This window comes from Sphingobacterium sp. UME9, from assembly GCF_014170215.1.
GTDB classification, from domain to species: Bacteria; Bacteroidota; Bacteroidia; order Sphingobacteriales; family Sphingobacteriaceae; genus Sphingobacterium; species Sphingobacterium paramultivorum.
Genome location: NZ_LZZP01000003.1, coordinates 1,347,049 through 1,359,789 on the forward strand (window position 1 = coordinate 1,347,049; position 12,741 = coordinate 1,359,789).

Genomic DNA, 12,741 nt, shown 5'->3' on the forward strand with positions numbered 1-12,741 from the left:
ATTAATTTTTAAATAATTTACCAAATCCATCCGAATAAATCGCTTCAATGGACTGATTTTTATTTTTAAAAATGACAAAAACCTCCACACCCTTCAATTTTTTGGCCTTTGTCTTAATTTGTTCGGGTTCCATGCCCATAAAATAATTATCCAGTGCATCCGCTTCCATAGCAGTCTTTGCATAGACGCTGACACTCAATATATCGGTCATGTATGGGAAACCCGAAACAGGGTCTATATGATGCCCCAATTTTTTCCCTTTGTATTTAATAAACTTTTCAAAACTGCCGGCCGTTGTGAGCGCCCCTTCTTTGAGCTGCGCAACAGCGGTCATCAATTCCTCCCCACCCGTATCATCGGGCTGAACAATACCAATGGAAAAACCCTGTCCACCTGGCGGAGTCCCCAAAGCCCTGATTTCACCCCCCACCTCTACCAGATAATTGGCAATTCCCTTCCGGCCAAGATAGTCGGCCAAAACATCCACCGTATAGCCCTGCGCAATACCATTGACATCAATTTTAATCCCCTTTTTCTTTTTGATCAGCCGATTGCCGCTAACCTTCAGATAGTGCATTCCCACCAGTTCCTTCGCTTTTAGCACCGTCGCCGAATCTGGAGCGACCGGGCTCTTATTAGCACCAAAGCCCCATAGGTTGACTAGCGGGGCAATAGTAATATCGAATTGATCTTTCGATAATTTATGATATTTAAAGGAAGCTTTTATCACCTTGGCCATGTGGCTATCCATCACGACAGACATCACCGTATCTATATTGAACTTGGATATTCTCGAGTCCTTACGGTAAATTGACATCGACAAATCGATCGCCGTTAAAATACTGTCAACTTCCGACCGTCTAACAAGACTGTCGGAAGCGAAGTAAGTGATATGGAATTGGGTCCCCTGCGCGGGGCCCTCCAGCCTAATTTTATGGACTTTCGTTGATGGTATTTGCGCCTGTACATCAATGCAACAAATCGTGACAAAAAATAGAAGACACAAATTCCACTTTAATCCCATTGGCCCAAAAACTTAAATATATAGGTTTGTGTTTTGACCAGGCATCGCTACAGGGTAAAAACCTTCTGCATCGGGAAGTAATTTTGGTTTAGCATCCCAAGCAAGTACATCTGGTCCCAATTTGATGGTCGATTTCAAGGCTTCATCCCACTTGATCACCTTACCCGTATAACAAGCGATACGTCCGATAATACCTGTCAACGTACTATAAGCACCATATTCTGCATTATCAAATTTATATTCGCCTTTCGAAATTGCTGTAAAAAGTTCCTTATGTTCTTGTTGATAAGGATTTGGATTGCCCTTGGCATCATGGCGATAGATTTCTTTTCCTTTCCAGTCGTACAATACAGCCTGTCCACCTGCAGAAAGATAAGCACGTCCTTTTGTTGCCTGGAATTGCTCGTCTACACGGTTATGTATACCCTCAAAGTGTCTACATTGACTATAAACAACACTATTGTCAGCATATGTTAGTTCTAATGCGAAATTATCATAGATTTCACCATACTCTTTGCCGGTACGGTGTGCTCTGCTCCCTGTACCTTGGATCGATACAGGATAAGCACCTTTCACCCAATTGGCGATATCAATATTGTGCACGTGCTGCTCAACGATATGATCGCCACACAACCAGTTAAAATAATACCAGTTGCGCATTTGGTACTCCATTTCAGTTTGCTCTGGCTTACGCGGACGCACCCATACACCACCTGAGTTCCAATAGACTTGTCCAGAGGTAACATCACCGATTGCACCTTCGTGAATACGTTTGATAGCCTCACGGTAATTCGTTTGATAACGGCGTTGCAAACCAACCACAACATTCAATTTTTTACGTTTAGCTTCTGCAGCTACACGTATGACCTGCTGTACACCAGGGATATCAACCGCTACCGGCTTCTCCATGAAAACATGTTTACCTTGACGGATCGCTTCCTCAAAATGCATTGGTCTAAATCCTGGAGGAGTTGCCAAGATAACAACATCGGCCAATTGAATTGCATCTTTATACGCATCGAACCCTACAAATTTATGGTTGTCGCTTACATCGATCTTATCTTGCCATTTTTCTTTCAGCGTTTTATAAGTACTCTCTAAATTATCTTTAAAAGCATCTGCAAGTGCCACCACTTTAATGTTCATTCCCGAACTTAACGCATCAAATGTAGCTCCAGTTCCGCGGCCCCCACAGCCCACTAAGGCAACTTTGATAACATCTGAGCCAGCGGCATATGCACCTGATAAAGGCATTGAGCTCAACACAGCGCCCCCAGCAACTACAGCAGAAGTTTTAATAAAATCTCTTCTTTCTAGATTTTCCATAACAGTTTTATATTGATTATTTTATATTAAAAGTCTTTGATTGGCTGTTTGTCGTAATAAGCCATAATTTCTTCGTGACTTGGTGGATTAAGGGGTCTTACCAGTCTCATACCCACGAATGGGGCTTCCGGAAACCACCAGTTACTTTTTGGAATTTGTGGATCCAACTGTTTCCACACGGGATCTGAAGCACCACGCGCAGCAGAGCGCATGTCCTCGGCCCCGCTGTCAAAAGCGCCCCCACGTACAACATGTGGATACAGGGTTGTCGGAACAACCACGGGATTGGTCGATACCTTTCCTTTACCTTCATTGTAACTATCGGCCTTATATTGGTCATAAGTCCACTCGGCAACATTGCCATAAATATCATAAAGGCCCCAAGGGTTCGGTTTCTTCTGTCCTACAATATGTGTTTTCTGTTCACCATTATCTTTAAACCAGGCATAATCTGCTAATGGCTTTGCTTGATCGCCGAAAAAATAAGTTGTCTTTGAACCAGCTCGAGCTGCATATTCCCACTCAGCCTCTGTTGGTAAACGATAAAACACACCGGTACGGACATACAACCACTTACAGAATTGGATGGCATTGTAATGTGTCATCGCCAAGGCCGGGTGCCCCTCTTTTCCAAAACCAAAAGTCATATCCAAATAGGGTTTGGTAGGTCGCGTAACGGCATCAATCTCTTTGGATACTTTACCGTCCTTGCTCTTTGCAATCTCATAATCTTTATACAGAAATGGCTCAAACAGATCCCAGGTTACTTCATACTGCCCCATCCAAAATGGGTCCAACTTCACCTCATGTGCAGGTTTTTCATCCTCTTTCCCCCCGCTTGTAGTTCCCATTTTAAAACTACCACCAGGGATTGCTAGCATTTTGAACGTCAGATTAGTCCCTTCAATGGGTTGCTCATACGGTTCGAACGTCTTCTGAGCCATAGCGTGCACGCCAGCAAATAACAAAACAGGAATAAAGATTCTTTTTAACATATTTAGGTTTGTAATTAGAGACTAAAATATAAAATAAGGTGTATACTTTACACTTTGACACTATAACTTTTTTATTACAGTTTAATTCTTAACATAATAGTCCATTCGTAATAACGATTTAGCAAGATACTGATTAGGGTCCCGGGGGAACTTAACTAGCCTGAAAATCAAGATCAATAAAAAAGGTTTTCCATTTTCATGGAAAACCTTGATATCTTATCACAGCATGCGTGTCTCTAAAGCAGAATCTTACGACTTACCGCTTTATCTATGGTAATATACCCCGGATAGAACACCGACTGCCCTGCGATATTGATAGAAGGTTTAACTTTTAACGTAAATATCCCCTTTTTATTCTCATCGCTTGACATTAAAAAATCCTGCAGGTCCGAATTCTTCAACAAATCATAGATATTGGTCGCTATACGCACATTGGCCACTGTAGATTCTCCGGGCTCTATTTGTAACGATTGATTCACAATCCCTTCCACAAGCTGCTGTCCACCGTAAAGAATGATATACTGGAACTTATTGATAGACGCTTTTTTAAGCGTCGGATTATCAATTTTAAGTCTAATAACTGCTTCCAATGGAATATCTTTCCGCAAATAGGCCAATGCCAAGCTCGGCGCCGCTCCCAGGTCAATTTGATTATTCCTGATCAGTCGTTGCAATGATGTTCCGGCCAATCGAATACTATCTACCGATTCCACATCGAATTTACATTTCGCCAAATTTTCGATCTGTGCCTTTTGTCGATTCACACCACAGCCGGAAATAAACAAACCCAGCAGAACCAAACATCCAAATAAAATTTTCTTGCTCATAGCCACTATTTTCCTCCAAATTTATATAAAACTCCCAGTGTAAACAATGGGTACCCTGCTTTTAAATAGGTATTACTTTTAAAACCGAATACCATACCGTTCGTATATTGCAGCTTCCATCCTTTCCCTAACCCCATTCTTGTATAAAATACAGGTTCAATAAGCATATTATCTTCTTTCTCTGCCGGAAGACCATCAATAGCAAAATTCTTCATACGCATATTGCTCAGTCGGATAATGGTACCGTAATCGATATCATGCCGGTTGCCAAACAATTTAAGGGCATCCTTTTTCTCCGATGAAAAGTTTACCTGCACAAACACCTTGTCAAAATCCATGTCCTTCGTTTCTACAATGGCCTGTCCCATCGTCGACGAACGCTTATCAACCACACTGGTATTGCCCAGCCCATAACCCCCGTAAACCTCAAATACACGATTATTTTTTCTACCAAAGCGTGTGTAATAACCTATCCCTGCTTCGCCCATCTTTTGCGCATAGTCTTTGATATTGGATCTATTATCAACATATGAACCATTGGCAATGACAGCCACATGATCAGTTACGGCTACCCCCAGATTTGCCGATACATTGGTCTTTGTATTGATATTGCCGGAAACATAGACCTCGCCAGCTTCTGTAAACATCGGCGCTGAAGGCACATTGGGCATGTAAATCGAACTACAGGAATAAAATGAACAGGCAAATAACCCGGCACACAAACCATATCCAAACTTGTTGTATTTCATATGTAAGTATTTATTCAATCGTGCTTGCATCCAGTGATATTTACGAATGCTTCGCCTATTGTCTTAAAAACACCTATCCTTTATAAAAATTGTACCAAAGCGGTTACATTTAACAGAAAATAACAATTTAAACAGTCCAAAAAGCTTAAAAAGCTCAGTACCAAGCCCGATAAATTCAGCATACTAGGTAGCAATTCCGCGGAGCAGCCCGCTATACCGCTCCAACATCACCCGGTAGCAGGCACATCGGAACAGTAGCTAAAAGTATAAACAACAAAAAAGGCATCAATTTCTTGATGCCTCTCCAATATTGTTGCAAAACCTTATGCTTGTTCTGTAGGAACTACAGATACATAAGATTTATTGTTAGCTTTTTTACGGAAAACTACTTTACCGTCTACTAAAGCGAACAATGTGTGGTCTTTACCAATACCAACGTTTGTGTCAGGATTGTGTTGTGTACCGCGTTGGCGTACGATGATGTTACCAGCGATTGCTTGTTGACCACCGAAGATTTTGATACCTAAACGCTTGCTATGTGACTCACGGCCGTTCTTAGAACTACCCGCACCTTTTTTGTGTGCCATTTCTTTATCTTAATTTAAGACTATTTGTCTGATTAAAAATTCAATTATAACGTAATACCAGTGATCTGGATTTTAGAAAATTGTTGACGGTGACCGTTTTTCTTTTTGTAGCCTTTACGACGTTTTTTCTTGAAAACGATAACTTTATCGCCTTTTAAATGAGACAAAATTTTAGCCGAAACTTTTGCACCAGCAACGCTAGGTGTACCAATGGTGAATTTACCACCGTCTTCTGCTAACAATACATTGTCAAATTCAATACTAGCGCCTTCATCTCCTTGTAAACGGTGTACAAAAAGGAACTGGTCTTTTGCAACCTTAAATTGCTGTCCTGCTATATTTACTATTGCGTACATTGTTAATTAATTAAATGTGTTATTAAATGAAGGGCAAAAGTAATCAGTTTTTATCATAATTCAAAGACAAATTTACTTTTTCGTTTCCATTTAAACGTTATCAGTTGAACAGCATTGTCTTAATCTGTATCGGGACAATGCTGTTCACCCTTGTTTTCGCTTACCAAACCAAAATTCTCTTCTCAGGTGCTACATACATTTTTGCCGTAGGCTGTACATTAAATGCTTTATAGAAGGCCTCCATATTGTATACGGGACCATTTACCCTAAATTGTTCGGGGCTATGTGGATCAACTTTTAAACGTAATCGCATGCGCTCATCGCTGCTCTTTACGCGCCACACTTGCGCAAAACTCAGGAAGAAACGTTGATCTGGTGTAAAGCCATCAATTTTATCCTGCCCCTGCCCTTGCTTGGTTAATTTGAAAGCGTCATAGGCAATATTTAAACCGCCGATATCCGCCAGATTTTCACCTAAAGTAAGCTCACCGTTTACATGTTGATTGTCCAACAGGGTAAAACTACCATATAACTTTGCTACCTGATTGGCGCGTTGCGTAAACTGTTTCGCATCCACTGCAGTCCACCAATCGTTCAAGTTACCGTCTTTATCATATTGACGCCCCTGATCATCAAAACCATGTGTCATCTCGTGTCCGATAACGGCACCGATAGCGCCATAATTGATCGCATCGTCCGCATTGGCATCAAAGAATGGAAACTGCAAGATGCCGGCCGGGAATACAATTTCATTATACGGTGGATTGTAATAGGCGTTCACCGTAGGAGTTGTCATTAGCCATTCCGCCTTGTCAACCGGTTTGCTGATTTTACCCGCCATTTCTTTATAGGCATGCTTTGCAGCAGACTGTAAATTGGCATAGTAGGTATCTTTGGCAACTTCCACGTCACTATAATCTTTCCACTTCTCCGGGTAGCCGATTTTTTTGGTGAACGCTTCCAATTTTTCAATTGCTTTCTTTTTGGTCTCAGGCGTCATCCAGTCCAATTTCTCAATCCGGCTCTTATAGACTTTTTGCAAATTGTCGACTAATTCGAGCATTCGTTTTTTTGCCTCGGGTTTGAAATACTCATCCACATACAGCTTCCCGACAATCTCGCCAAGGTTCTCGTCGGCCGAGCTCACCATCAGCTTCCAACGCTCTTTCTCCTGTTTCTGTCCATTCAGGGTTTTTCCGAATAATTCAAACTTTGCATCCCTGAAACCTTTGCTCAGTGCCGTCGCAGAAGCGTTCGCTAGATCTGCTTTTAGTTTTGTTTTCCAACTATCTAAGGACTGTGATTTCAACAAATTATTTAAAGCAAGATAAAATTTAGGTTGCTGTACCAAAATGGTATCGGTCTTCACATCCAAGCGTTGCAAAATATCTTTCCAATTGAGGTTTGGCGTTTGCTTCTGAAATTCCTGTACCGCAAATTTATGGTAGTTTTTGATGGGATCCCGCAATTCCACCGGTGTAGCATGCGATTTGGCAATTTCTGTTTCCAAGCGCAGCACTTCCTCTGCCGACTTTTGCGCATTTGCCCCTTCGCCGATCAGCCCGAATAATTTTACCAGATACGCAACATAAGCCTCCCGGATTTTCTTCGCTTTGTCATCCTGATCTAAGTAATAACTTGCTTCAGGCAGGTTGAGTCCTCCCTGAAAAAATTGCAATGCATTTTTAGTGCTGATCCGGTCATCTGCGGCCACATAAAATGTAAAAAGATCACCATCACCCTCCTTAAATCCATCCGCAGCATAAGCGATCAATTCATCAATACTTTTCAACCCATTGATTTTTTGAATTGCCCCTTCGATCGGTTTCGCGCCCAATTTATCAATCGTCACCGTATCCATACCACTCGCATAGAAATCGCCGGCCTTTTGCTGATCGGAACCTTTTTTGTTGTCAGACTTCGCCGCACCTTCCAAAATAGATTTTAGGTTTGCTAGGTTTTCATCAGCAAGAATATAAAATGAACCCCAGCCAGTTTCAGAAGCCGGGATCTGGGTGTTTTTCATCCAGCTTCCATTCGCATATTGGAAGAAATTATCTCCTGGATTCACTGTAGTGTCCATGCCTGAGACATCAAAAAAATTTGTGCGGACCTCCTGAGCAGTATCGCTTTTCTTATTTGACTGACATGACATCATCATTAAGACCATGGATAGCGTCCCCCATTTGACTTTTTGTATCATATTTTAAGAGATTAAAAGAGTATTTAAATTTACTTCAAAAGTTTCACTTCATACAAATCCTTCCGTCTATCCTTCTTGACTTTAACAGTACCGTACTCATGCAGGTCTCTCAGGGCATAAAGATCAACGTCGGCAATAAGCACCATCTCGGCATTCGGTGTCGCCTCAGCTTTAATGGCATTATTGGGAAAAGCAAAGTCCGAAGGGGTAAAAACAGCGGACTGCGAATATTGTATATCCATATTATTCACACGGGGTAAATTGCCCACAGAGCCGGCAATAGCCACATAACATTCATTTTCTATCGCCCTAGCCTGTGCACAGGTACGCACCCGGATGTATCCGTTTTGGGTATCCGTCATAAAGGGCACAAATAGGATCTGCATCCCCTGATCGGCCAAAATACGGCTCAGTTCAGGAAACTCTACGTCGTAACAGATCAACAGTCCCACTTTCCCACAATCGGTATCAAACACCTTCACCTCACTTCCGCCCACCATACCATAATATTTAAATTCATTTGGTGTGATGTGAATTTTTTTAAACTCATCCAGCTTACCGTTGCGATGACAGAGGTAGGAAACATTATAGAGCTTTTTGTTTTCCATCAAAGGCATCGACCCTGCAATGATATTGACGTTGTAGGAAACGGCAAACTGTTGAATGCGATCGATAATCTCTGAAGTATGCTGCGCAAGCCTTTCCATTGCCAGGCGCTCCGGGAGATCGTTATAGGGGCTCATGAGTGGCGTATTGAAAAATTCCGGAAACATGATAAAATCTGTTCCATAATCACTCACCGTATCCACAAAAAACTCGATCTGATCATAAAATGCCTCTAGATTATCAAACAAACGCATCTGCCATTGCACCAGACCCAAGCGGATCGTCTGCTTCGTCGTCGAAATCGAGCGCGTCTCTGACTCATAATAAATATTATTCCATTCCAGCAGAGTAGCGAATTCCATGGATTCAGCATCTTCGGGCAGATAATGCTTAAGTATTTTTTTGACATGAAAATCATTCGAAAGCTGAAAGGTCAGCGTCGGATCATAGATCTCTTTACGTTTGACTTTCTCGATGTAAACCCGCGGACTCATTTTATCCGCATAGTTATGGTAATTGGGAATACGCCCCCCGGCAACAATACATTTGAGGTTCATCTGTTCACACAGCTCCTTACGTGCATCATAAAGACGGCGTCCAAGACGTAACGCCCGATGTGCCGGATGAACAAACACTTCTATCCCGTACAGTGTATCTCCATCATCACTATGTTTGGTAAACTTACCGTCATCGATAATATCATAATAACTATCGTAAATATTATTCTTCTTTGAATTTAGGATAATCGACAAGGCACAAGCGACCACATGTCCATCAATCTCCACACATAACTGCCCTTCGGGAAATAATTCTATCAAATCCTGAATATTTTCCTTTGACCAGGTTTCGCCGACACCATCATAAGCCTGTTCCATCGATTTTTTCAAATCAACATAATCCTTCTTTGTCAAGTTACGCACTTGAATATCCATATAAATCTCCTTTTTGAAAATTAGTTATTTAAATTTAGTAAAAGTAAAGGCCAAGTCCAAAACTAGCAATAGGCAACAAGCGAATACTAGATGGCACCCTATTTTATATTTTAGACAGTGCTTACTCAGTGATTGTTCAGTGCTCGTTCAGTGCTTGCTCAGTGTAGACTGAATATGCACTGACTTATTACTGTCTAAACATTGATTAGAAAATGTTAATAGATACTACCTGGTATGCAGATGTTTCAATTTTAACATAGATCTTGATGATCTTATCCCTTAACAGGCGTTAGGCAATCGTCTTTTTCATACATGAACCGAATCGGGGTATCGGAAAGACTTTTCTAAAATTAAGGACATAAAAAAAAGCGCCAATGTTCAATTGGCGCTTCGATATCTCAATGATAGCTGCTATCAACTATGCTTGACCTTGTGGCGTTCCAAAAGGGAATGCAACTGTAGGATCGCCACCTTGTTGAGGTTGTTCAGCAACACCTAAGTCCATTTTAATTGGGCCATTTAATGCTTCGAAACGGTTCACGTTATCAACCAATGCACCTAACAAGCGTTTTGCATGCTCCGGAGTCAAAACGATTCTTGATTTCACTTTTGCTTTTGGCACTCCTGGCATCACACGGATAAAGTCAACCACAAATTCAGTATTAGAGTGAGTGATAATCGCAAGATTTGAGTAGATTCCTTCTGCTACTTCTTCTGTCAACTCAATGCTCAATTCGTTTTGATTTTGGTTATTTTCCATAATAATTCTAATGATAAGTTAATATATTCTTAAATTCTACTTTGTAAATGTTCTAAAGTCTTGTCCGTTCTCAATATTCAATAACGTCTCGTAGATCAATCTGATTACGTTGTCAACATCTTCTTTATGAACCATCTCCACTGTTGTGTGCATATAACGAAGAGGTAAAGAAATCAATGCCGACGGTACACCACCATTGCTATAGGCAAATGCATCCGTATCAGTTCCTGTAAAACGAGAAGAAGCCTGACGCTGGAAAGGAATATTATTCTTCTCAGCAACCTTAACCAGCAGTTTATTCAGATTAATCTGAACCGCTGGAGCATAGGACAATACCGGGCCTTTTCCTGAAAACAGATCTCCTTGCGTGATCTTATTGATCATCGGAGTTTGCGTATCATGTGTCACATCGGTTACGATAGCGACATTCGGTTTGATACGATCTGCGATCATTTCGGCACCACGTAAACCAATCTCTTCCTGCACCGAATTTACGATATATAATCCAAATGGCAATTTCTTTTTATTCTCTTTTAGCAAACGAGCAACCTCAGCGATCATAAAACCACCGGCACGATTGTCCATAGCCCGCCCAACATAATAACGGTCGTTGAGGATAGAGAATGTATCTTCGTATGTAATAACACAACCCACATGTATACCCAGGGCTTCAACCTCTTCTTTGGTACTACAGCCGCAGTCCAAAAAGATATTTTTCAGCGAAGGATTTTCTTCTTTCTCTCCCGAACGTGTATGAATTGCCGGCCAGCCGAATACAGCTTTGACAATGCCCTTTTCCGTATGGATATTCACGCGCTTAGACGGTGCAATCTGGTGATCCGAACCACCGTTACGAATCACATAGATTAATCCATCTTTGGTAATGTAATTGACAAACCAAGAAATCTCATCCGCATGAGCCTCTATAACGACCTTGTACTCCGCTTTTGGATTGATTACCCCTACAGCTGTACCGTAGTTGTCAACGAATGTATCATCGACATAGGGCTTCAAATAATCTAACCACAGTCGCTGTCCTTCCCACTCAAATCCGGTAGGAGAAGCATTATTGATATATTTCTCAAAAAATGAAAGCGAATCTTTAGTCACAACCGCGTTGTGCTTCGGCTCTTTTTTCTTGTTTTTTTCTGCCATCTTTTCCTTTTCTATTTACTTTCGTCAAAATATGAAAATTTCAATGAAATGCAAAAGTAAAAATGTTTTTTGAAATATTGTTTGTGCAATTTATTTTAGGTCATAGCCCCCTATTTTAGTAAAAAGGATCAGCAAAAGACAATATTTCATTCACGATGAATGAATTAGGTTCGCAGTCCAATGATATTATGCTTAAAAACAAATTGTAGGAATAAAAAATGAGATTAAAGCTTATCTTTACTCCAAAGTAATTTAAACAGCTATAAAATTTATGAATTCAATATTAAGTGCAATACATTGGAATATTGACCCGGAAATGTTCAACTTTGGCGCCTTTGCCCTTCGCTATTATGCCTTATGCTGGTTATTAGCGTTTTTTGTTTCATACGTGATTATGTTGCGTATATTCAAAAAGGAAGGCCGCACACAGGAACAGTTGGATCAGCTTTCAATTTATATTTTCCTGGGCACTTTGATCGGCGCTCGATTGGGACACTGCCTATTTTACGATTTTGACTATTACAAAGATCATATACTTGAAATCTTCCTTCCATTTAAATGGGATAAAACAGGATTTCATATCACCGGCTTTGCAGGTTTGGCTTCTCACGGTGGCGCCATCGGAATTATCCTCGCGCTATATTTATTCTGCAGAAAAACAAAAACCGACTTTCTATGGCTAGCGGACCGATTGGTTGTTGTAGTCCCTATTGCAGGTGCACTTATCCGTATCGGAAATTTCTTCAATTCTGAAATAATTGGTACGCCTACAGATCTACCTTGGGCTATCGTGTTTGAACGTGTCGACAATGTACCGCGCCATCCGGGACAGCTTTATGAAGCAATCGCCTATATTTTGATCTTTATTATCATTGGTTCCCTATTCAAATCGAATCCCAATCGCCAAAAAGGTCAATTATTTGGCATATTCATGGTCTTATTATTTGGTGCACGTATGGTCTTGGAACATTTTAAAATTGACCAGGAAGCCTTCGAGCAAAGTATGGCTTTAAACATGGGCCAATTGCTGAGTATACCTTTTATTCTGGTGGGTTTCTACTTTATCTTCCGGAAAACCAAAGCTTAAAACAGGGCGCAATATTTCCTTATTTGCAAATACAAAATTTAACAGGCATCTTTTCTAGAAAAGATGCCTTGTTTTTTTTCCAATACCTGCAAAGATTACTATATTAGGCTTCAATAAATAATATATCCTTTTAC

12 protein-coding genes are annotated in these 12,741 nt (G+C 40.8%); 1 reads left to right on the plus strand and 11 read right to left on the minus strand.

Annotated elements, in window-relative coordinates; genetic code table 11:
• Position 1 precedes the first annotated feature (1 nt).
• The 11 genes from A9970_RS07280 to A9970_RS07330 form a co-directional block, all read right to left on the minus strand.
• Positions 2-1,024, minus strand: a complete 1,023-nt coding sequence (locus A9970_RS07280) for an FAD:protein FMN transferase (protein WP_182981798.1) — start codon at positions 1,022-1,024, stop codon at positions 2-4.
• Between the two features lie 12 nt (positions 1,025-1,036).
• On the minus strand, positions 1,037-2,350 hold the full coding sequence (locus A9970_RS07285; protein ID WP_153844726.1) for a Gfo/Idh/MocA family oxidoreductase: 1,314 nt from the start codon (positions 2,348-2,350) through the stop codon (positions 1,037-1,039).
• A 26-nt stretch (positions 2,351-2,376) separates the two neighbouring features.
• Positions 2,377-3,345 (minus strand): SUMF1/EgtB/PvdO family nonheme iron enzyme, encoded by a 969-nt coding sequence (locus A9970_RS07290; protein WP_182981799.1) that lies wholly within the window; start codon positions 3,343-3,345, stop codon positions 2,377-2,379.
• Positions 3,346-3,581: 236 nt separating this feature from the next.
• Positions 3,582-4,172 carry a hypothetical protein gene (locus A9970_RS07295; RefSeq protein WP_120334071.1) on the minus strand — a complete coding sequence of 197 codons (591 nt, stop codon included), beginning with the start codon at positions 4,170-4,172 and terminating at the stop codon, positions 3,582-3,584.
• Positions 4,173-4,177: 5 nt separating this feature from the next.
• Positions 4,178-4,921: a hypothetical protein gene (locus A9970_RS07300; protein ID WP_182981800.1), complete on the minus strand. Its 744-nt coding sequence runs from the start codon at positions 4,919-4,921 to the stop codon at positions 4,178-4,180.
• Positions 4,922-5,244: 323 nt separating this feature from the next.
• Positions 5,245-5,508, minus strand: a complete 264-nt coding sequence (gene rpmA / locus A9970_RS07305; protein WP_046672918.1) for a 50S ribosomal protein L27 — start codon at positions 5,506-5,508, stop codon at positions 5,245-5,247.
• Between the two features lie 44 nt (positions 5,509-5,552).
• On the minus strand, positions 5,553-5,864 hold the full coding sequence (gene rplU, locus A9970_RS07310; RefSeq protein WP_028068281.1) for a 50S ribosomal protein L21: 312 nt from the start codon (positions 5,862-5,864) through the stop codon (positions 5,553-5,555).
• Between the two features lie 160 nt (positions 5,865-6,024).
• Positions 6,025-8,067: a M13 family metallopeptidase gene (locus A9970_RS07315; RefSeq protein ID WP_153844729.1), complete on the minus strand. Its 2,043-nt coding sequence runs from the start codon at positions 8,065-8,067 to the stop codon at positions 6,025-6,027.
• A gap of 29 nt (positions 8,068-8,096) precedes the next feature.
• Positions 8,097-9,605 (minus strand): carbon-nitrogen hydrolase family protein, encoded by a 1,509-nt coding sequence (locus tag A9970_RS07320; protein WP_075992894.1) that lies wholly within the window; start codon positions 9,603-9,605, stop codon positions 8,097-8,099.
• Between the two features lie 418 nt (positions 9,606-10,023).
• Positions 10,024-10,365 carry a DUF3467 domain-containing protein gene (locus A9970_RS07325; protein WP_153844730.1) on the minus strand — a complete coding sequence of 114 codons (342 nt, stop codon included), beginning with the start codon at positions 10,363-10,365 and terminating at the stop codon, positions 10,024-10,026.
• 36 nt (positions 10,366-10,401) lie between these two features.
• A complete protein-coding gene (locus A9970_RS07330) occupies positions 10,402-11,520 on the minus strand; it encodes a M42 family metallopeptidase (RefSeq protein ID WP_088161775.1) in 1,119 nt (372 codons plus the stop codon).
• A gap of 271 nt (positions 11,521-11,791) precedes the next feature.
• On the opposite strand from A9970_RS07330, the gene lgt reads away from it, so the two are divergent.
• Entirely contained in the window at positions 11,792-12,607 is an 816-nt protein-coding gene (gene lgt / locus A9970_RS07335) for a prolipoprotein diacylglyceryl transferase (protein WP_120334068.1), read from the plus strand.
• Positions 12,608-12,741 lie beyond the last annotated feature (134 nt).